At 61.3% G+C, this 19281-nt stretch carries 22 protein-coding genes; 19 read left to right on the forward strand and 3 right to left on the reverse strand.

What is annotated here, in order from left to right; all coding sequences use genetic code 11:
- Window positions 1-17: 17 nt before the first annotated feature.
- A complete protein-coding gene (gene mnmA / locus ACFOW6_RS08575; RefSeq protein WP_382421919.1) occupies window positions 18-1169 on the reverse strand; it encodes a tRNA 2-thiouridine(34) synthase MnmA in 1152 nt (383 codons plus the stop codon).
- A gap of 112 nt (window positions 1170-1281) precedes the next feature.
- Between mnmA and corA the strand changes: the two genes are divergently transcribed.
- From corA to ACFOW6_RS08605, 6 genes are all read left to right on the forward strand, one after another.
- Entirely contained in the window at window positions 1282-2454 is a 1173-nt protein-coding gene (corA, locus tag ACFOW6_RS08580; RefSeq protein ID WP_382421920.1) for a magnesium/cobalt transporter CorA, read from the forward strand.
- Window positions 2455-2561: 107 nt separating this feature from the next.
- The gene (locus ACFOW6_RS08585) at window positions 2562-3350 is read left to right on the forward strand and encodes a MotA/TolQ/ExbB proton channel family protein (RefSeq protein ID WP_382421921.1); all 789 of its coding nucleotides are present in this window, start codon (window positions 2562-2564) and stop codon (window positions 3348-3350) included.
- Entirely contained in the window at window positions 3316-3738 is a 423-nt protein-coding gene (locus ACFOW6_RS08590; RefSeq protein ID WP_382421922.1) for an ExbD/TolR family protein, read from the forward strand. The genes ACFOW6_RS08585 and ACFOW6_RS08590 overlap by 35 nt, the downstream gene beginning before the upstream one ends.
- Before the next feature lie 5 nt (window positions 3739-3743).
- The gene (locus ACFOW6_RS08595; RefSeq protein ID WP_382421923.1) at window positions 3744-4151 is read left to right on the forward strand and encodes an ExbD/TolR family protein; all 408 of its coding nucleotides are present in this window, start codon (window positions 3744-3746) and stop codon (window positions 4149-4151) included.
- Complete coding sequence (locus tag ACFOW6_RS08600) at window positions 4151-5275, forward strand: energy transducer TonB (protein ID WP_382421924.1); 1125 nt, start codon at window positions 4151-4153, stop codon at window positions 5273-5275. Before ACFOW6_RS08595 ends, ACFOW6_RS08600 begins: the two co-directional genes overlap by 1 nt.
- A 54-nt stretch (window positions 5276-5329) precedes the next feature.
- Window positions 5330-5827, forward strand: a complete 498-nt coding sequence (locus ACFOW6_RS08605) for a hypothetical protein (RefSeq protein WP_382421925.1) — start codon at window positions 5330-5332, stop codon at window positions 5825-5827.
- Between the two features lie 21 nt (window positions 5828-5848).
- Here ACFOW6_RS08605 and ACFOW6_RS08610 read toward each other — a convergent pair whose 3' ends face one another.
- Window positions 5849-6556, reverse strand: a complete 708-nt coding sequence (locus ACFOW6_RS08610) for an alpha/beta fold hydrolase (RefSeq protein ID WP_382421926.1) — start codon at window positions 6554-6556, stop codon at window positions 5849-5851.
- Window positions 6553-7119 carry a hydrolase gene (locus ACFOW6_RS08615; protein ID WP_382421927.1) on the reverse strand — a complete coding sequence of 189 codons (567 nt, stop codon included), beginning with the start codon at window positions 7117-7119 and terminating at the stop codon, window positions 6553-6555. The genes ACFOW6_RS08610 and ACFOW6_RS08615 overlap by 4 nt, the downstream gene beginning before the upstream one ends.
- 214 nt (window positions 7120-7333) lie before the next feature.
- On the opposite strand from ACFOW6_RS08615, the gene ACFOW6_RS08620 reads away from it, so the two are divergent.
- From ACFOW6_RS08620 to ACFOW6_RS08680, 13 genes are all read left to right on the forward strand, one after another.
- The gene (locus ACFOW6_RS08620; protein WP_382421928.1) at window positions 7334-8866 is read left to right on the forward strand and encodes a DEAD/DEAH box helicase; all 1533 of its coding nucleotides are present in this window, start codon (window positions 7334-7336) and stop codon (window positions 8864-8866) included.
- A gap of 52 nt (window positions 8867-8918) precedes the next feature.
- A complete protein-coding gene (locus tag ACFOW6_RS08625; protein WP_382421929.1) occupies window positions 8919-9161 on the forward strand; it encodes an Lrp/AsnC ligand binding domain-containing protein in 243 nt (80 codons plus the stop codon).
- A gap of 117 nt (window positions 9162-9278) precedes the next feature.
- Window positions 9279-10442, forward strand: coding sequence for an MFS transporter (locus ACFOW6_RS08630; protein ID WP_382421930.1), 1164 nt, complete (start codon window positions 9279-9281; stop codon window positions 10440-10442).
- Entirely contained in the window at window positions 10439-11080 is a 642-nt protein-coding gene (upp, locus tag ACFOW6_RS08635) for a uracil phosphoribosyltransferase (RefSeq protein WP_382421931.1), read from the forward strand. Before ACFOW6_RS08630 ends, upp begins: the two co-directional genes overlap by 4 nt.
- Before the next feature lie 70 nt (window positions 11081-11150).
- A complete protein-coding gene (locus ACFOW6_RS08640) occupies window positions 11151-12455 on the forward strand; it encodes a uracil-xanthine permease family protein (protein WP_382421932.1) in 1305 nt (434 codons plus the stop codon).
- 111 nt (window positions 12456-12566) lie between these two features.
- A complete protein-coding gene (locus ACFOW6_RS08645) occupies window positions 12567-13028 on the forward strand; it encodes an SUF system Fe-S cluster assembly regulator (protein ID WP_382421933.1) in 462 nt (153 codons plus the stop codon).
- 30 nt (window positions 13029-13058) lie between these two features.
- Window positions 13059-14513: a Fe-S cluster assembly protein SufB gene (sufB, locus tag ACFOW6_RS08650; protein WP_382421934.1), complete on the forward strand. Its 1455-nt coding sequence runs from the start codon at window positions 13059-13061 to the stop codon at window positions 14511-14513.
- Between the two features lie 32 nt (window positions 14514-14545).
- Window positions 14546-15295: a Fe-S cluster assembly ATPase SufC gene (sufC, locus tag ACFOW6_RS08655; protein ID WP_382421935.1), complete on the forward strand. Its 750-nt coding sequence runs from the start codon at window positions 14546-14548 to the stop codon at window positions 15293-15295.
- A gap of 18 nt (window positions 15296-15313) precedes the next feature.
- Window positions 15314-16645, forward strand: coding sequence for a Fe-S cluster assembly protein SufD (gene sufD / locus ACFOW6_RS08660; protein ID WP_382421936.1), 1332 nt, complete (start codon window positions 15314-15316; stop codon window positions 16643-16645).
- 3 nt (window positions 16646-16648) lie between these two features.
- Entirely contained in the window at window positions 16649-17920 is a 1272-nt protein-coding gene (locus ACFOW6_RS08665) for an aminotransferase class V-fold PLP-dependent enzyme (protein WP_382421937.1), read from the forward strand.
- Window positions 17921-18388 carry a Fe-S cluster assembly sulfur transfer protein SufU gene (sufU, locus tag ACFOW6_RS08670; RefSeq protein WP_382421938.1) on the forward strand — a complete coding sequence of 156 codons (468 nt, stop codon included), beginning with the start codon at window positions 17921-17923 and terminating at the stop codon, window positions 18386-18388.
- A complete protein-coding gene (locus ACFOW6_RS08675; protein ID WP_382421939.1) occupies window positions 18385-18864 on the forward strand; it encodes an SUF system Fe-S cluster assembly protein in 480 nt (159 codons plus the stop codon). The genes sufU and ACFOW6_RS08675 overlap by 4 nt, the downstream gene beginning before the upstream one ends.
- 77 nt (window positions 18865-18941) lie before the next feature.
- Window positions 18942-19277 carry a HesB/IscA family protein gene (locus ACFOW6_RS08680; protein ID WP_382421940.1) on the forward strand — a complete coding sequence of 112 codons (336 nt, stop codon included), beginning with the start codon at window positions 18942-18944 and terminating at the stop codon, window positions 19275-19277.
- The last annotated feature ends 4 nt before the right edge of the window (window positions 19278-19281 follow it).

A 19281-nucleotide genomic window follows, 5' to 3' on the forward strand; every position in this document is an offset into this window, starting at 1 on the left:
AGGAGCTCTGGCTCACTTCAGGCCACTTGGCGTGCGGCCTCGACGTTGCGCAGTTCCGTAGCATCGATCCAACCGCCACCCAGAACCCGGTCTCCCCGATAGAAGACCGCTGCCTGTCCAGGCGAGACACCGTATTGGGGACTGTCGAGCCACACCTCGCAGCGCGCCTTGTCTTCCGTCCCGGACAGATGGACACGTCCCTGCACTGGCTCTTGGGCCGATCGCAGCTTGACCTCGACAGGCATGCCCTCGTTGCCGGACGGGATGGGGCCAAGCCAGTTGGCTTCACGTACACGCACCAGGTCTCTGGCCAGTGCGGCTTTCGGACCGACGACGACGCGATGCGTCTCCGGCTCCAGGCGCACGACATAGAGCGGCCCCTCGGCCCCTCCTATCCCGAGGCCGCGCCGCTGTCCCACGGTGTAGTGAATGATGCCGTTATGCTGTCCCAGGACTTGACCGTCCAGATCGACGATCTCACCCGATTCCACGGACCCGGGGCGCAGCTTCTCCACCACCCGTGCATAGGAGCCATTGGGCACGAAGCAGATGTCCTGGCTGTCCGGCTTCTCCGCAACTGGCAAGGAGAAACGCTCGGCCAGTGCACGCGTCTCGCTCTTCGGCAGATCACCCAACGGAAAGCGCAGGAAATCAAGCTGCTCCTGCGTTGTTGCGAAGAGAAAATAGCTCTGATCACGACTGCGGTCGACGGCACGATGCATCTCGGCACCGCCATCGCCTTCCTTGCGCTGCACGTAGTGACCTGTCGCCAGGGCATCGGCTCCCAGGTCGCTGGCGGTCTGCAACAGGTCGCGGAACTTCACGGTCTGGTTACAGCGCACGCAGGGAATGGGGGTTTCCCCGTTCAGGTAACTGTCGGCGAACTCATCGATGACCGACTGACGAAAGCGGCTCTCGTAATCCAGGACATAATGCGGAATCCCCAGGCTGTCGGCCACTTGGCGGGCATCATAGATGTCCTGGCCAGCACAGCAGGCACCCTTGCGCTCCACCGCCATACCGTGGTCATAGAGCTGCAGCGTGATGCCAATGACCTCATAACCGGCCTCGTGCAACAGGGCCGCTGTCACGGAACTGTCGACACCGCCGGACATGGCGACCACGATCCGCGTGTCGCCCGGAGCCTTGTCAAATCCGAGAGTCTTCATAGTGCCGGCACTATAGAGTACGTCACATCCTGTGCAACAGTCGCGTGGACCTGCCTGGGTTGCTCTCAGCACAGAGCGCCCCTGCCGCCAGCGTGGAAAGGAGATCGCCCGCATGACAACGCAACGTTCCCACCCTGCTGAACATGCTCCCCGGCCCCGCGTTCAGCCCCGTATCCGGCACCGGCTGCGCAAGCCGCCGCCCGGCTCTCCCCCGGGCACCCTCGTGCAACCCGAGGGCTTGGCCGCTCCCATGCAGGTGCGGGTCCTGTGCTATGGAGCGGAAAGCCTTCACGAGCAGCCTTGCGACGATCTTGTCGAGGCCCTTGAGTGGATCGGTACCTCGGAGATGACCTGGATCGAAGTTCGCGGCCTCGACGACGTGGATAGCCTGCGCCGCATGACGGACAGGCTGGGGCTGCACGGGCTTATTCTGGAAGACATCGTCCATCTGCATCAGCGTCCCAAGGCCGATCCCTACGATGATCACCTTTTCATCGCCACCCAGGCCCTGCAACAGGGAGAAACGGTTGAAACCCAGCAGATCTCGATGATTGTCGGAAACGGATACCTGATCAGCTTCCGCAATGCGCTGGATGAGCACATCGAACCCGTCCTCAATCGCCTGCGTGCCGGGCAGGAGCATATCCGCAGGAACGGAGCCGATTACCTGGCCTATGCCTTGCTCGACACAGTGATCGACAGTTTCTTCCCGGTGCTCGAGAGCTATGGCGAAACCCTCGAGGACCTGGAAAGCGAGGTTTTGGGCCTGAACGAGGAAGACGGCATGCAGCGCATCCATGCCCTGAAACGCGAACTGCTTATGTTGCGCCGTGCCGTCTGGCCCCAGCGGGAGCTGGTCAACAGCCTGCTGCACCCGGAAACGCCTTTCATTACCCGGAACACCCGGGTCTACCTGCGCGACTGCTATGACCACGCGCTACAGCTCATAGACATGATCGAGGTCTACCGGGAACTCTCCGGCGGGCTCTTGGAAACCCATCTGGCCGCCACCAGCGCCCGGGCCAACGAGGTCATGAAGGTACTGACCGTGATTGCCACGATCTTCCTGCCGCTCAGCTGGATTGCCGGTATCTACGGCATGAACTTCGACCCCGATGTTTCCCCGCTCAACATGCCCGAACTGCGCTGGTTCTTCGGGTATCCCTTTGCCTGGCTCCTGATGCTGGGAACGGCCGCGGCCCTGTTGATCTTCTTTCACAGGAAAGGGTGGATCGGGCGCAAGAGCTTTTCGCGGCGCGAAGATGCGCATGGTCAAAACGAGTGATAGTCATTCTCGTTGCAAACGAGAGGCAATTCTAATATTGACTCTCTAATAGGCCACTCAAGCGCACCCGTTAACCGTCCCTCCCCGACCCGAGAGGATTTTTCCGTATGGAAGACGAGATCTACGTTCAAACGGATACCCTTCCCATGCCGGATTCCGAAACAGGTCGGTTCCTGGGCGAGGAGGACCCGGGCCTGCTGTCCTCCCTGGGCCAGTTCGGGGACCTTCTGACTGCAGGCGGCCCCGTGGTCGCGATCCTGCTGGTGCTCTCCGTCGTCGCCCTCAGCGTGATTCTGCTGAAGTTCTACCAGTTCCAGCGGCTGCGCCTGGGTCAAACACGCCCCCTGGACGATGCCCTCAATCAATACCTGAACGGCAATACGGCAGCGGCAATGCGGTTGCTGGACGCCGTTAGGCATCCAGCTGCTACCCCCATGCAAGCAGCCATCCGCGGCATGAACCGAGCCGATCTCTCACAGCAGCTCGTCCGCGAGGAGGTGGAACGCATCGCCGGCGAGAAGCTGAACGCCCTGCGCGCGCATCTGCGCATCCTCGAGGTGATCGGCAGCCTCAGCCCCTTGCTTGGACTCTTTGGGACGGTACTGGGCATGATCGCCGCCTTCCAGCAACTGGAACTGGCCGGGAACCAGGTGAATCCGTCGGTCCTTTCGGGCGGTATCTGGGAGGCTCTGCTGACAACGGCCGTGGGCCTGGCCGTTGCCATTCCCGCCATCCTCGCGCTCAGCTGGTTCGAACGTCGGGTCGACCACTGTACCCATATCATCGAAAGCAGCGTCACCCGCGTGTTCACGCGCGCCTTCTATTCAGCCGAAAGCAGTCATGATTCCAGACAGTTCCACGATGTCGCCCGGGCGAGGCTTCAGCCTGCGGAATAAAGCAGGGACCAGGTCCGCTGTCCGTCTGGTCCGCCTGACCCCGCTGATCGATATCGTCTTCATCCTCCTGGTTTTCTTCATGCTGGCCTCCAGTTTCATGGATTGGCGCAGCATCTCCCTATCCACACCGGCCGCCCGGAGCACTACTGGCAGTACCATGGAGGGGGCCCTGCTTCTGCGTGTGCATGAAAACGGTCAAGTGGATCTCTCCGGCCAGCAGATGTCCGTCAGCGAACTCGCCACGACTCTGGAAAGCCGGCTGCAGCAGGATCCGAAGCGACGTATCCTGGTACGCCCCATGAATGAAGTACCCTTGCAGCAAACCGTGCGCGTTCTGGATGAAATCACTGCCGCGGGCGGCCGCAACATCTCCTTGTCGGAACAATAGAGCCCATGCGTATCTCTTCCACCAAAGCCCGCAGCATCGACAGCGAGACCGGCATACTACCGCTGATCAATATCGTCTTCCTGTTGCTGATCTTCTTCATGCTGGCCGGTCAGCTCTCGGCAAGCGACCCGCTCGCGGTGGAGCCACCCGAGAGCCTGAGTGAAACGCTTCCGGAAGAGCGTCGTCTTACACTCTTCATCTCGGATGAGGGTACAATGATGCTCGAGGATACGGAAGTTGCCCTCGAGCAGCTGGGGGAAGAGATTTCGGGTCGCCTCTCGCAGGAGGAGTCCGTGGACCTGGAAGTCAAGGCCGACAGTGCCCTTGAATCCACCCGACTGGTCCAGGTCATGTCCCGCCTGCGGCAGGCGGGGGTGGAACAGGTCACGCTTCTGACAAACAGCAGGCGCTGATGCAAATCACTCTTCGTCACTGGTTGCTGGCGCTGGCGCTTGCAGTAGGCCTTCACGTTGCCTTCTTCCTGCTCTCCGGCTTGCAGCAGGATAAGCAAACCAGTCTGGCCGGCGGTGGCACACAGATCTCGCTCGACCTGGCGGGCGATGGACAGACGGCTGCGGAAAGCCTCCAGGAGGCCGCCGTGCGTTCCGCCAGCGCAGCGGTTTCACCGGAAGAGACTTCGGAAGCCAGCGAAGCCGTGCCCGAGGAAACACAGCAGGCGGAAGAAACCTCCGAGATCATGGCCGAAACAACGCCTGTCGCGGAGTCCCAATCGGAAACGCGCCCTCAGTCGGACGTTCAGACGGAGGCAAGATCCGAGGAAACGCTGGAGCAAAGTCAGCCCCGGGAAGAAACCGCAGACGCTGTGCCCGAAGAAGAGATGGCGGAAGCCACGGAGACCAGCGAAACCGCAGATGCTGTCGAGGTCAACGAAACGGCCGAAGCAACGGAGCAGGTCCCCCAGGAGGCGGCAGAGCCAGAGACCCAGACGGCACAGGCCGTTCCGGAGGAGGAGCCTGAGCAAACCGAGCAGGCAACTCCACCAAGCCGTCCGGACCAGGCCCCGCCCAGAAAACCGCAGAACCGACAGGTGACCCGCAAGCCCCCTCAGCAGGAGCCGCAGGAAACCACACAGGAGGAAACGGAGCCCGCACCTGAAGAACCAACCGAGACCGAAGGCTCTCAACAAGAGGAGCAGGCTGCGTTGGGCAACAGTGGAGCCGGGGCATCCGAAACCACCTCAGGTGGAGAAACCCAGGACCCCGGGACGGGAGATGCCGAAGCCGCCGATGCCCTGCAACGCTATCTCGGCGAACTCAGCCTCTGGCTCGAACGGCACAAGGACTACCCGCGTGCCGCACGCCAGCGACGCCAGGAAGGCACGGCCATCCTGCGCTTCGTGATCGACCGCGAAGGCCGTGTCCTCGACTATTCCATAGAGCAGAGTGCGGGCCACAGCCTGCTGGACCGCGAGGTCGAGGCCATGATCGAACGGGCGCGTCCACTGCCGGAGCCTCCGGACGAGATTCAGCGGACACGCCTGGAGTTCCGCGTGCCACTGGCCTTCCGCCTGCGCTGATCGCAAATCCGCAACGAAGAGAGCACATCTCTCCTCAACCGAAAGCCATATCGCATGGATACTGGACGACAAGAAAGTGACCGTTTTCAGGAGCTGCCCTTCGCCGGCCAGTTCCTGCTGTGGATGATTCGCAGTTGGGTGGAGGAGCAGCGCGCACGAGGAAGGCGTTGCTGCAACCTCCGGAACGGGGCACATGCCGCCGGCCTGGAAGATGCCCTGGAGTACCTGGACCAACTCATGCGGACGATCGCGGCCTCGGCACCGGGCATCATCGTGATAGAAAAGCCGGGCAGCTGCTGCCTGAGCGGCGATGAAAAGCGCCTGCTTGCCGCGCTTTCAAGCATTCAGAAAGGGCGCGTCCAGGGCTTCGAAAGCATGCTCGGCGAATCGGTTCCGCGAGCAGCTGTTCGAATTGCCCGCATGCCGGCCGCGCAACTGATGGGACGGTTCAGACGCGAGGGGCTGGTCCTGCCGAACTGTCGGGCCGAGTTCGGAGAACGAGAGGGTCGGCTTGCTCTCTGCCCTGATCCCGGAGTGGCCCTGCTCCAATGACCTGAACGAAGTCCGGCGGGCTCAGGCCTGCTCCGTCAACCAGCGGCGCAGTTCGACCGTGGTTTCTTCCGGTTTCTCCATGGGGGGCAGGTGGCCGGAATGCTCGAGCACCACCATCCGTGAAGTCGCGATCCCCGCGGCCATCTCCCTGTGCAGCGCGACGGGAGTCAACTTGTCCTCGCGCCCACAGAGCACCAGTGTCGGACAGGTGATCCTGGCCAGGGTCGGACGGAAATCGGGACGATTGAGAATGGCTTCCTGCTGGCGAATGAAACCGTCGCGTCCGATGCGCTCCGCCATGGCCAGGATCCGATTGCACAAGGCCCTGTCCTCCAGCCTGTCCTCGTGAACCAGCATCGGCAGGAGGCGCGGGGTTACCCCGCGGAACCGGCCCCGTTCCGCCAGCTTCATGAGGTCCTTGCGGCGGGCGACCACCTCGTCCTCGTCCGGTGATGCCCGGGTGTCCAGCAAGGCCAAGCGTTCGACCCGCTCCGGTGCCTGGCGCATGATTTCCTGGGCCACGTATCCCCCCATCGACAAGCCGGCCAGGGCGAACCGCTCCGGCATCATCTCAAGGACCGATTGGGCCATGTCCGCGACGTTGTTCTGGGTACTGAAATCGCCCACGCGGATGTCGGCGACATCCTTGAGCTCTTCCAGCTGGTGACTCCACAGATCCTCATCCAGCAGGAGACCGGGCAAGAGGGCAAGTGGCGTTCTTTCTGTCATTTGATCATCCCGAGCAACGAACGAAACCTTTCTGTGCCGGCGCGCTCCAGCCATTCGAACAGCACCATTTCCGTGCTGACGACGCGGACACCTTCCTGGCGCAGGCGAGCCAATCCCGTGTCCTTTTGCCAAGGATCACGCGAACCGCAGGCATCCGCGACGACGTACACCTCATGCCCGCCCCCCTTCAAGTCCAGCGCTGTCTGGAGAACACAGACATGCGTTTCCATTCCGCAGAGCAGTAGCTGGCTGCGCTCCACGCGCTCGAGAAAGGCCGGAAAGGCCGGTTCGCCCATTGCACTGAAGGTTATCTTCTCGACAACCTCCGACTGCTCCGCGGCCCCCCGCACCTGAGGCAAGGTCGCACCTAAACCACCCGGATACTGTTCGGTGAAGACACACGGAACCGCTAGCTGACTGGCCGCCGTGAGCAGCTTCCTGATCTCAGCCTGAACGCTCTCCGTATCCGCGATTGCCTGGGCAAGCCGGTCCTGTACATCAATCGTGATCAGGCAGGAGCGGTCCGCTGACAGGGTCTTTCGGGGTAGGTCGGAAGAAACCATTCGTGCGTTACTTCATGAAAGCGAAAGAAAAATGAGATAGACTTGCGAGAAACAATCTGCTGTATTTCCGCCACAAGGGTACAATATTCCTTGTTTAAAGGCAGGCTATATTAGGCCTCCCTTGACACGGCCATGGAAAAACGTAACGTTTGACCAACCCAGTCACTGCAAGAACGACAGTGCCTGCAGTACTTCCCCACAGTTAAGAGTCAACATGTCATTTGAACAGCTTGGACTGAGTTCCGAGACACTCCAGGCCATACAGGACGCCGGCTACGACAAGCCGACCCCTATCCAGGAAAAGGCAATTCCTTACGTCCTGATGGGACGCGACATCATGGGTGTGGCCCAGACGGGAACCGGCAAGACCGCCGGCTTCACCCTGCCGATGATCGACATTCTCAGCAGCGGCCGGGCCCGAACCCGTATGCCGCGCTCGATCATCCTCGAGCCAACGCGGGAGCTCGCCTCCCAGGTTGGCGACAGCTTCGAGAAGTACGGCAAGAACTCCAAGCTGACCATGGCCCTGCTGATCGGCGGGGAATCCATGAAGGACCAGCAGGCCTTGCTCCAGCGCGGCGTGGACGTGCTGATCGCCACCCCTGGTCGCCTGCTCGATCTTTTCGATCGCGGACAAATCCTGCTGGCGGACACCAAGCTTCTGGTCATCGACGAAGCCGACCGCATGCTGGACATGGGCTTCATTCCGGATGTGGAGAAGCTGGTCAGTCTCCTGCCCCAGCTGCGTCAGACGCTTTTCTTCTCGGCCACTATGGCCCCCGAGATCCGCAAACTCTCCGAGAAATTCCTGAGCAACCCCAAGGAAATCAGTGTCGCACCCCCTGCTTCGCCGGCGGCAAGCGTTACGCAGCGCCTGCTGCCCTGCGAAGCCGAGCCGAAGAAGAAGCGGGCCGCCTTGCGTGAGCTCCTGAAACAGGAAGCCGGCGAGATGCAAAGCGCCTTGATTTTCTCCAATCGCAAGCGCGATGTAGCGACCCTGCAGCGCTCGCTTGAGCGTCATGGGTTCAATGCCAAGGCCCTGCACGGGGACATGGCCCAGCCGGCCCGCATGGAAACGCTCAACAGTTTCAAGAAGGGCGAGATCCAGATTCTCGTCTGCTCCGACGTTGCCGCGCGTGGCCTGGACATTCCGGCCGTCAGCCACGTCTTCAATTTCGATGTGCCAACCCACGCCGAAGATTATGTCCATCGCATCGGACGTACCGGCCGGGCCGGGCGCAGCGGCAAGGCCTTCACCCTGTTCGTTCCCAGCGAAGGCAAGTACCTCGATGGCGTCCAGAAACTGATCGGCTTCGAGATACAGAAAATCTCCCCGCAAGGCGTGGAAACCGTCTCTGGCGAGGACAAACCGGAGAACCGGAAAGCCAAGAGCTCGCCCAGCCAACGCAAGAGCACTTCCAACAAGAAGGCAGCGTCCGGCAAGTCTGCAGCCTCCTCGACAACGGCCAAGGAAGACACCGCAAAGGAGCAGGTCTCCGAGGAACAGGCCGCCGAGAAACAAGCTTCAAAGAAGCAGGAGTCCGAGAAGCAGACTGCCGATAAACCGGAAAAGGCAGCCAAGGGCAGCAAGAAGCCCACCGGCCAGAAAGCCAAGCCCGGCTCGGGTCAGAAGAAATCGCGCAAGAAGGATCCCGAGCTCCTGGAGAACGACGAGAGCACATCTCCCTTCGGTGAGCACACACCGGCCTTCCTCTTGAGGCCCGTCCCCCAGACGGCCAGTGCATGACGGAAACGCGCTTGCACTTTCCGAAAACGACGCAGTCGACTAGCCTTGAACCATGAAAACCATCTTCGTACAGATCAAATGCGAGCTGGGTGAAGCCTACAAGGTCGCCGACGAACTTGTTCAGGATATAGAGCAGATCTCTGAGGTCCACTCGACCTCCGGACAGTACGACCTGCTGGTGAAATGCTACCTGGACGACGATGCCGACATTGGGCATTTCGTGACGGAATCTATCCAGACCCTGCCTGGTATCAAGGACACCTTTACCCTTATCGCCTTCAAGGCTTTCGGCTGACGCCAGCCTGGCCGTCCCGAACTCTCGCTGCACAAAAGGCAGGATTGTGGAACTGGCAATTCCCAGCCCGATCCTCTATGGCTGAGGACGGTCTCCAGCAGCAGGTCGAACCTACCCGTGAGTCTCGGAACGAATCTCAAGCTGGCCGCCCCCTACGCCTCGCTGCAGGCGGCCATCTTCCTCACACTTGGCATCTATCTGCCATTCTGGCCGCTCTGGCTGGAGTCACGGGGGCTCACCTCCACGGACATCGCGATTCTCCTGGCCTGTGCCGCCTGGTTGAGAATCCTTGCCACCCCGCTCTTCGGGTATGCAGCGGATCGCTGGCGTCATGGGGTGTACCTGCCACAGCTACTGGCAGGAGGCGCCTTCTGTGTCTTCGGCCTCTTCCATTTCCTTCACGGATTCTGGGCCCTTTTGGCTGCCCAGCTTGTAGCCATTTGCCTGTTCCATCCCCTCATTCCCCTCAGCGACAGCCGCAGCATGAAGGCCGTGCGAACGTACGGGCTGGACTACGGTCGTATCCGTCTCTGGGGCTCGTTCACCTTCATCCTCGCCTCCTCGGCCGGTGGCTGGCTGATCGCACGCAGTTCGCCGGACAGCATAGTCCTGCTGATCATGCTGGGACTCGGACTCGCCGGTCTCGCGGCTTGCTGGCTGCCCTCCGGTCGGTGGGAGGCAAGAGGAGTGGAGCGTGCCGCCTTGCGCAGCCTGATCGCGGACAGGACGTTTCTGGGCTTCATTGTTGCGGCGGCCCTTCTGCAATCCAGTCACGCGGTCTACTATGGATTCGGCAGCATCTATTGGCGCAGCATAGACTTCGATGAAGTGACAATCGGAGCTCTCTGGGCCCTTGGCGTCATCGCCGAGATCGCGTTCTTTGCCTGTGGCGCCTACTTCCTGAGGCGACTCGGGATTCGCGGTCTGCTGATTCTGGCGGGCCTTGCCGGGCTAGTTCGCTGGTCCCTGACGCCGCTTGCGTTCTCTCCCGAAATCATGGGCCTGCTCCAGTGCCTGCACGCCTTCACCTACGCCGCTGCCCACTTGGGGGCGATGCATTTCATCGCCGGTCACGCACCAGCCGCACTTGCTGCCAGTGCCCAGACTCTCTATGCCGCCCTCACAGGGGGATTGGCCATGGGCGGCATGCTCTTCCTCGCCGGCCCGCTCTACAGTGAGTTCCAGGGCCATGCCTATTTCTTCATGGGGCTTCTGAGCACCCTCGGGGCTATCGCGGCGATTGCCTTGCCGTCCGCAAACGATCATAAAGAGGCCCCATGAGCGAACACGATTTCTCCTCCCTGCACGTCGTCACGCACCCCCTGCTCCAGCACAAGCTCAGCCTCATGCGGGACAGGAAGACGCCCCCCATCCTGTTTCGTCAGTTGCTGCGCGAGATATCCCTGCTGCTCGGATACGAAGTCACCCGCGACCTGCCGCTGACTACGGAACGGATAGAAACGCCGCTGGTGGAAATGGAGGCTCCGGTCCTCGCCTGCCCGCTGTCCATCGTCTCGATCCTGCGCGCCGGTCTTGGCATGGCCGAAGGACTGCAGCAGCTGATTCCCTCCGCCCGCGAAGGTCATATCGGCCTTTACCGAGATCCCGAGACCAAGAAGCCGCACGAGTACTTCCTCAAGCTGCCGGAGAACCCGGGGCGTGTCCTTCTGGTCGACCCCATGCTGGCTACTGGCGGCTCGGCTGCGCATGCCGTGGACGTTTTGCTGCGCAACGGAATTGCCAGGGAAGATTTGAGACTGGTCACGCTGGTCTGCGCCCCGGAAGGCGTCCAGGTGTTCGCAAAGGCGCATCCCGACGTACCGATCTACACGGCGGCCCTAGACGAGAAGCTGAACGAGAAAGCTTATATCCTGCCCGGATTGGGCGACGCCGGGGACCGTCTCTTCGGGACACTTTAGAGACCATCGAACAACACCTGAGCGGTTCGCAAGGGGCGAACCATGGGGACCAACAAACAGGGGGCAAGTCATGTCAGAACAGGAAACCTGGTCATTGAGCGTATCCGAACGTCCGCCGTCCGGGGCCTGGATCCTTTTGAGCCTGCAGCATCTCTTCGCCATGTTCGGCGCAACCGTTCTCGTACCGTTGCTGACCGGCCTGCCGCCGGCCGTGGCGCTGGTGACCAGTGGCCTGGGCACCCTGCTCTATCTCGTGGTGACCGGCGGCCGAATCCCGGCCTATCTGGGATCTTCCTTTGCCTTCATCGCCCCGATCGTCACCGGCGCCGGCATGGCCGGTATCCCCGGGGCCCTTTTCGGCTGCTTCTGCGCCGGGCTGGTCTATCTGATGGTCTCTCTGGCCATCCGGACTTTCGGAGTCGGCTGGCTGATGCGATTGCTGCCGCCGGTCGTCGTCGGGCCTGTGATCATGGTCATCGGGCTCAGTCTCGCCTCGGTCGCCATCGAGATGGCCGACAACACTGTAGGCGGTGGCGATTACAGCCTCACTTCGCTACTTGTTGCCGCAGTCACAATGGCTTGCATCATTTTCTTCACCTTAATTCTCAAGGGATTCTTCTCGGTCATCCCGATCCTGCTGGGAATCGCGGTGGGCTATATTGCCGCGCTTGTAGCCGGGTTGGTGGATTTCGCGCCGGTTCAGGAAGCCTCCTTCTTGCGCGTTCCGGACTTCGAGGGTTTCCTGGCCCTTCTGGCAGCCGAAGGGATCCCGTGGCAGGTCCTGCCAATCCTGGTGCCGATCGCCATCGTGACCATTGCCGAACATATCGGTGACCAGGTGGTCCTCAGCCGCGTTGTCGGACGAAACTTCCTGCGCATCCCCGGCCTCCATCGCTCCCTGGCGGGTGATGGCCTGGCCACCATGCTGGCGGCGGTTCTGGGCGGACCACCCAACACCACCTATGGCGAGAACGTCGGAGTTCTGGCCATCACACGGGTGTTCAGCGTCTATGTCATCGGTGGCGCCGCCTGCCTGGCCGTGGTCCTTGGCTTCGTCGGCACCGTCGCCGCCCTGCTCTCCTCGATTCCCAATGCGGTCATGGGCGGCGTTTCCGTCGCTCTCTTCGGCGTGATCGCCTCGTCCGGCATGCGGACCCTGATCGAGGGCAAGGTGGACCTTTCCGAGAAGCGCAACCTGCTGATCACCTCGGTCATCCTCGTGATCGGCATCGGCGGCGCCACACTCGAGTTCGGAGAGACCTTCACCGTCTCTTCCATGGCCCTGGCCGCCATCATTGGTGTCTTCCTGCACGCGGTCCTTCCCGAACGCCACAAGGGCGGCGAAACGGAAACCATCCTCGGCAGTCACGGCTGAAATGCACCACCCCAGCACAAACCGGACCAATCTGTTCCGGTTTGTGCTTGATTTTTCCTCTGCAATACGTAAATCAGAAACCAGACTGATTAACTCCGGATTGGAGAGGTCATGTTTCGACTGAACCGGCTGACGGATTATGCGGTGGTGGTTCTGGCCCAGATGGCCCGGAATCGGGACACCGTACGCACGGCCCCACACATCGCCGAGGAAACCGGTGTACCCGTTCCCACGGTCGCCAAGGTCCTGAATGCCCTGGCGCGCGACGGTCTGATTGTTTCCCAGCGCGGGGCCGCGGGCGGCTACAGGCTGGGGCGTAGCCCCGAAGAGATCACCGTGGCGGAAATCATCGAGGCGTTGGAAGGACCGATCGCCCTGACGGCCTGTGTGGACGGACAGGTCGGACACTGCGAATCGGAATCGATGTGCCCCATGCGCGGCAACTGGGATCAGGTGAACGGCGCCATTCGAACCGCCCTGAACGGCGTACGCCTCTCGGACATGACGCCGAACTTCTTCGAGTGGAGCGAACCGACAGAAGACAAGAAGCCGGACATGAGACCGGTCAATTGACGACAAGATCTATGACAGGAGTGATCAAAGATGGCAGCCAGTGTCGAGACCGTTGAACAGGTCAAGAACCTGGGCGAAGGCTACAAGCACGGCTTCGTCACCGACATCGAAATGGACACGGCTCCAAAGGGGCTGAATGAGGATATCATTAGGTTCATTTCGGCCAAGAAGAACGAGCCGGAGTGGATGCTGGACTGGCGGCTGAAGGCCTACCGCCACTGGCTGGAGATGCCGGAGCCGAGTTGGGCCAAGGTCAATTTCCCGCCGATCGACTACCAGAACGCCTATTATTACGCGGCACCAAAGTCGGAGGACGACAAGCCGAAGTCGCTGGACGAAGTCGATCCCAAGCTTCTGGAAACCTACGAGAAGCTGGGCATCCCGCTGAAGGAGCAGGAGATGCTGGCCGGCGTGGCCGTGGACGCCGTCTTCGACTCCGTCTCCGTGGCCACGACCTTCAAGAAGAAGCTGGAAGAGGTTGGAGTCATTTTCTGTTCCATCTCGGAGGCCATGCAGAACCATCCCGAACTGGTGCAGAAATATCTCGGTTCCGTCGTGCCTCACGCCGACAACAAGCATGCCTGCCTGAACGCCGCGGTCTTCACCGACGGGTCCTTCGTCTACATCCCGCCGGGTGTGCGCTGCCCCATGGAACTGTCCACCTATTTCCGCATCAATGCGGAGAACACCGGCCAGTTCGAGCGGACCCTCATCATTGCGGACAAGGGCTCCTACGTCAGTTACCTGGAAGGCTGCACGGCGCCGATGCGCGACGAGCACCAGCTGCATGCCGCCGTGGTCGAGCTGATCGCCCTGGATGATGCCGAGATCAAGTACTCCACGGTCCAGAACTGGTATCCCGGCGACGAGAACGGTGTCGGCGGTATCTACAACTTCGTGACCAAGCGTGGTCTCTGCGAGGGCAGGAACTCCAAGATCTCCTGGACCCAGGTGGAAACCGGTTCGGCGATCACCTGGAAGTATCCGAGTTGCATCCTGAAGGGCGACAATTCGGTGGGCGAGTTCTATTCCATCGCCATTACGAACAACTACCAGCAGGCGGACACCGGCACCAAGATGATTCACCAGGGGCGCAACACCAGTTCCCGGATCATCTCCAAGGGTATCTCTGCCGGCAATGCAAACCAGACCTATCGCGGCCTGGTGCGCATCGGCGGCAAGGCCGAGAACGCCCGCAACTACACCCAGTGCGACTCCCTGCTGATCGGCGAGAAGTGCGGGGCGCACACGGTGCCCTATATCGAGAACAAGAACCGCTCGGGCCGTGTCGAGCATGAGGCGACCACGTCCCGCATTTCCGAGGACCAGCTCTTCTATTGCCGCCAGCGGGGTATCAGCGAAGAGGATGCCGTGGCTCTCGTCGTCAACGGCTTCTGCCGAGATGTCCTGCAGCAGCTCCCCATGGAGTTTGCGGTCGAGGCTCAGAAACTGGTCGGGATCAGCCTCGAAGGTTCGGTCGGCTGATTTGAGAAACTACTTTAAGGCAATATAGCAACATGCTGGAAATCAAGAATCTCCACGTTACCATTGAAGAAACGGAAATCCTGAAAGGCGTCGACCTGTCGCTCCCGGCGGGAGAAGTGCATGCCATCATGGGCCCCAACGGCTCGGGCAAGTCCACCCTCTCCTACGTGCTGAGCGGCCGCGACGACTATGTCGTCACGGAAGGCGAGATCCTGTTCAAGGGCCAGAACCTCCTGGAAATGGAGCCGGAGGATCGGGCCATCGCCGGGATCTTCCTGGCATTCCAGTATCCGGTGGAGATTCCCGGCGTCCCCAACAGCACCTTCCTGAAGGAAGCCCTCAACTCCATCCGCAAGGCACGCGGCGAGGACGAGCTGGATGCCATGCAGTTCCTGAAGCAGTTGCGTGAGCGCATCAAGGACCTGGGAATGTCGGAAGAGTTCATGAAGCGCGCCGTCAATGCGGGCTTCTCCGGCGGCGAGAAGAAGCGCAACGAGGTGCTCCAGATGGCCGTGCTGGAACCTGCCCTGGCCATTCTGGACGAGACCGACAGCGGCCTCGACATCGACGCGCTCAAGACAGTTGCGGACGGCGTCAATGCGCTGCGCAGCCCGGAACGGTCCATGCTGGTGATCACGCACTATCAACGCCTGCTCAACTACATCGTGCCGGACAAGGTGCATGTCCTGGCCAACGGGCGCATCGCCAAGTCCGGCGATGCCGAACTGGCCAAGGAACTGGAGGCCAGCGGCTACAGCCAGTTCATTGAAACGGCCGCCTGAAGGAGGTCGAGGAACACTATGGCGAAAGAAGCAGCAACGGATATCGCGGTCTTCGAGCGGCACTTCGATGTCGCGGCCCTGCCCGACGGCAGCCCGCCCTGGCTGACACAACTGCGTACGCAGGCGCTGGACAAGGTCCGCGAACTGGGTCTGCCGTCCACCCGCAAGGAGGAGTGGAAGTTTACCAACCTGCCCCGTGCCTTGCGGGATCTGGATCTGCATCCGCGCAGCAGTGCTCCGCCGCAGGTCAGTCTGGACAAGGTTCCCTCCCTGCTGCCGGACGAGCAGCCGCGTTTCCGCCTGGCCTTTACCGACGGACGGCTGTCCGAGACGCACAGCCAACTCGAGACTCTTCCCGACGGCGTGACGTTTGCTCCGCTCTCTCAGCTGCTCGAGGAGCGCCCCCAGTGGCTACAGGAGGAGCTCGGACGCATCCTGCGCGACGAGAACCATATCCAGACGGCCCTGAACACGGCTCTCTTCGAGGAGGGAATGGTCCTGCACCTGCAGGCCGGCGTGCAGTTGGAACAGCCCCTGGAAATCCTTTTCCTGGACGGCCTGGGAGAACAGGCCATTGCTCATCATCCGCGTATCCTTGTCATCCTGGAAGAGAACAGTCGCGCCCAGTTGGTCGAGCACCACGGCGGTCCGGGCACCACGCCAGGCCTGTTGAACGCACTGTGGGAGGTTCGGCTTGGTGCGAACGCCGAGCTGTCGCACGTGCGCGTCCTGGAAAACGGACCCGAGATGCGGCATCTCACCAGCTTGCACGCCGAGCTGGACGCCAGGGCGCGCTACCGGACCTGCAGCCTCACCACGGGCGCCGCGCTGTCCCGGCATGAGATGCACGTCCACCTGAACGGCGAAGAGGCGGAAGCTACGCTGAACGGTGCCTACCTCCTGCGCGGCTCGCAGCACGGTGATACCACCAGCGTGATCCACCATCACGTTCCGCAGACCACCACGCGGGAAACCTACAAGGGTGCCCTGGACGAGAAGGCACGTGGTGTTTTCCAGGGACAGATCGTCGTCGACCGCGATGCTCAGAAGTCCGATGGCAAGATGCTCAACAAGACTCTTCTGCTCTCGGAGAAGGCGGAAATCGATACCAAGCCGGAGCTGGAGATCTATGCGGACGACGTGCAATGTGCCCATGGTGCCACAGCCGGCGAACTGGACGGCGACGCCCTGTTCTACCTGCGCAGTCGTGGCCTGCCGGAACGGCGCGCGCGCACTCTTCTGGTGGAATCCTTCCTCGCTGAGGCGCTCGAAGGGCTGGAGGACGACACACTGAAGGAAGCACTGCAGCAGCGCCTGCGCAGGTGGCTGGACATGGTGGAGGACGACTGAATCATGGCGAGCGTCATCGAACCGGAACGCCCATCCACCGAGAGCAATCTCGAAGCGGCCTTGAATGTTGATCGGATCCGCAGAGACTTCCCGATCCTGGATCGCGAGGTCTACGGCCGTCCGCTGGTGTATCTGGACAATGCGGCCAGCGCCCAGAAGCCGCGACAGGTGATCCAGGCCATGAACGATGTCATGGAGGGGTGTTATTCCAACGTGCACCGTGGCGTGCACAAGTTGAGCCAGGAATCCACCGACCTCTATGAAGGCGCCCGGGAGCGGATTGCCGGCTTCATCAATGCCGACTCCGCCGACGAAATTGTCTTTACGCGCGGTGCCACGGAGGCCATCAACCTTGTGGCCAACGGCTTCGGCCAGACGCGTCTGCAGCCCGGCGACGAAATCGTGATCTCCTGGTTGGAGCACCACTCGAACATCGTTCCCTGGCAGCTGCTGCGCGACCGTCTGGGGATCGAGATAAAGGTCGTGCCCATCGACGAGCAGGGCAACTTCCTGTTCGAGGACTATCTGCAGCTGTTGGGGCCCCGCACGAAGCTGGTCGCCGTCACACACGTCTCCAATGCCCTGGGCACCGTGACACCCCTGCCTGAGATCATTTCCGCCGCGCACGAACGCGATGTTCCGGTTCTGGTGGATGGCTGCCAGGCGGTGCCGCACATGAAAGTGGACGTACAGGCGCTGGGGGCCGACTTCTATGCCTTTTCCGGTCACAAGCTCTATGGGCCCACGGGCATAGGCGTTCTCTACGGGCGCAAGGATCTGCTGAACAGCCTGCCCCCCTATCAGGGCGGCGGCGAGATGATCTCCTCGGTGACCTTCGAACGCACCACGTTCAAGCAGGCACCGCATCGCTTCGAGGCCGGGACACCCGCCATCGTGGAGGCCATCGGTCTCGGGGCGGCCGTGGATTACATGAACGCCCTGGATTTCGAGGCCCTGGCGGCGCACGAACAGGCCCTGCTCACCTATGCCGAGAACAGGCTCTCCGAGATCGAGGGGCTGACGATCTTTGGCCAAGCCAGGAACAAGGCGGCCATTGTCTCCTTCACGCTTGATGCCGCGCACCCCCACGATATCGGCACCATCGTGGATCGGGCCGGCGTGGCCATTCGGGCGGGACATCACTGCGCTCAGCCGATCATGGACCGCTACGGCGTCGCCGCCACCGTGCGAGCCTCTTTCGGCCTCTACAACACGCGCGCGGAGATCGATACACTGACGGACGCGCTGCACCAGGTTAAGGAGCTCTTCGGCTGAATGTTGGACGAACTGCGCGACCTTTATCAGGAAGTCATACTCGATCACGGGAAGCACCCGCGCAACTTCCGGCATCCGGACGATGCCAACCGGACGGCGCATGGCTTCAATCCCATGTGCGGGGATACGCTGTTCATCTACTTGAGAGTGGATGAGGAAGGTGTCATCGAGGATTGCGCCTTCATGGGCAAGGGATGTGCGATTTCAACGGCGTCTGCGTCCCTGATGACGGAAATCCTGAAGGGCAAGAAAGAGGACGAGGCCAGGACGCTTTTCGAACGCTTCCATAGGCTCTGTACGGAGGAGCCCTTGCCGGAAGCGGACGAAGACGGTGATGAAGATGCCCTGGAGCGGCTGGAGGTGCTTTCCGGCGTACGGGAGTTCCCCGTGCGAGTGAAATGCGCCACTTTGGCCTGGCACACCATGTCTGCCGCACTGGATGGCCAGCAGGAGGTAACGACGGAATGACAAGCGACGACCGCAAACCGGAACGACCGGTCTTTGACCCCGCACTGGACATGGAAGGCATGCCCCCGGCCATGCCCCACTACAATCCCTACCTCTGGTCCGGCGGGATGCAGGAGGAAGCCGAGGAAGGCACCACCGCCCATGCCGGCGAGACAAAGCCGGAGGACGTTCCCGTCGCCACCGAGGAACAGCTCGTGGAAGCCTTGCGAGAGGTCTATGATCCGGAAATACCGGTCAACATCTATGACCTGGGCTTGATCTATGACCTGAAGATCGAGGGCAACGGCAACACCAATGTCACCATGACCCTGACCGCACCCGCCTGCCCCGTTGCCGGCCAGATGCCGGGCGAGGTCGCCCAGAAGGTGGCCAGTGTTGAAGGCACAGGCGAGGTGACGGTCGTCCTGACCTGGGAGCCTCCCTGGGACAAGGACCGCATGAGCGAGGATGCCAAGCTGGCGCTGGGCATCTTCTGAGTATCCACATCTTCTATTGATGGCGTTTGATTGCTATATTCATGGAAGAGAGCTTTAAGAGGATGGAGCGAAAATTCATGGCCCCACTTCTCACACTGACGGACCGTGCGGCAGACCGCGTCAAGTCCTTGATCAGCAACAGCCCGGAGGAAGGCGTCCTCGGACTGCGTGTTGGCGTCAACACACGCGGCTGTTCAGGGCTCAGCTATTACGTGGAGTATGCCCGCGAACAGAAGAAGTTCGAGGACATCATCGAAGACAAGGGTGTAAAGATCTTTGTCGAGCCGACCTCCACCATGTTCCTGCTCGGCAGTGAAATGGATTATGTCGAAGACAAGCTGGAGTCCGGATTCACCTTCACCAACCCCAACGAAAAATCTCGTTGCGGCTGCGGTGAGAGCTTCAGCGTCTGAGCCA

It is taken from the genome of Fodinicurvata halophila (genome assembly GCF_042651425.1).
Lineage (GTDB): Bacteria > Pseudomonadota > Alphaproteobacteria > Kiloniellales > DSM-21159 > Fodinicurvata > Fodinicurvata halophila.

Bases quoted from the DNA above. Each gene is read 5' to 3' on its own strand.
- mnmA (WP_382421919.1), bottom strand. From the start codon at position 1,169: ATGAAGACTCTCGGATTTGACAAGGCTCCGGGCGACACGCGGATCGTG.
- corA (WP_382421920.1), top strand. From the start codon at position 1,282: ATGACAACGCAACGTTCCCACCCTGCTGAACATGCTCCCCGGCCCCGC.
- ACFOW6_RS08585 (WP_382421921.1), top strand. From the start codon at position 2,562: ATGGAAGACGAGATCTACGTTCAAACGGATACCCTTCCCATGCCGGAT.
- ACFOW6_RS08590 (WP_382421922.1), top strand. From the start codon at position 3,316: ATGTCGCCCGGGCGAGGCTTCAGCCTGCGGAATAAAGCAGGGACCAGG.
- ACFOW6_RS08595 (WP_382421923.1), top strand. From the start codon at position 3,744: ATGCGTATCTCTTCCACCAAAGCCCGCAGCATCGACAGCGAGACCGGC.
- ACFOW6_RS08600 (WP_382421924.1), top strand. From the start codon at position 4,151: ATGCAAATCACTCTTCGTCACTGGTTGCTGGCGCTGGCGCTTGCAGTA.
- ACFOW6_RS08605 (WP_382421925.1), top strand. From the start codon at position 5,330: ATGGATACTGGACGACAAGAAAGTGACCGTTTTCAGGAGCTGCCCTTC.
- ACFOW6_RS08610 (WP_382421926.1), bottom strand. From the start codon at position 6,556: ATGACAGAAAGAACGCCACTTGCCCTCTTGCCCGGTCTCCTGCTGGAT.
- ACFOW6_RS08615 (WP_382421927.1), bottom strand. From the start codon at position 7,119: ATGGTTTCTTCCGACCTACCCCGAAAGACCCTGTCAGCGGACCGCTCC.
- ACFOW6_RS08620 (WP_382421928.1), top strand. From the start codon at position 7,334: ATGTCATTTGAACAGCTTGGACTGAGTTCCGAGACACTCCAGGCCATA.
- ACFOW6_RS08625 (WP_382421929.1), top strand. From the start codon at position 8,919: ATGAAAACCATCTTCGTACAGATCAAATGCGAGCTGGGTGAAGCCTAC.
- upp (WP_382421931.1), top strand. From the start codon at position 10,439: ATGAGCGAACACGATTTCTCCTCCCTGCACGTCGTCACGCACCCCCTG.
- ACFOW6_RS08640 (WP_382421932.1), top strand. From the start codon at position 11,151: ATGTCAGAACAGGAAACCTGGTCATTGAGCGTATCCGAACGTCCGCCG.
- ACFOW6_RS08645 (WP_382421933.1), top strand. From the start codon at position 12,567: ATGTTTCGACTGAACCGGCTGACGGATTATGCGGTGGTGGTTCTGGCC.
- sufB (WP_382421934.1), top strand. From the start codon at position 13,059: ATGGCAGCCAGTGTCGAGACCGTTGAACAGGTCAAGAACCTGGGCGAA.
- sufC (WP_382421935.1), top strand. From the start codon at position 14,546: ATGCTGGAAATCAAGAATCTCCACGTTACCATTGAAGAAACGGAAATC.
- sufD (WP_382421936.1), top strand. From the start codon at position 15,314: ATGGCGAAAGAAGCAGCAACGGATATCGCGGTCTTCGAGCGGCACTTC.
- ACFOW6_RS08665 (WP_382421937.1), top strand. From the start codon at position 16,649: ATGGCGAGCGTCATCGAACCGGAACGCCCATCCACCGAGAGCAATCTC.
- sufU (WP_382421938.1), top strand. From the start codon at position 17,921: ATGTTGGACGAACTGCGCGACCTTTATCAGGAAGTCATACTCGATCAC.
- ACFOW6_RS08675 (WP_382421939.1), top strand. From the start codon at position 18,385: ATGACAAGCGACGACCGCAAACCGGAACGACCGGTCTTTGACCCCGCA.
- ACFOW6_RS08680 (WP_382421940.1), top strand. From the start codon at position 18,942: ATGGCCCCACTTCTCACACTGACGGACCGTGCGGCAGACCGCGTCAAG.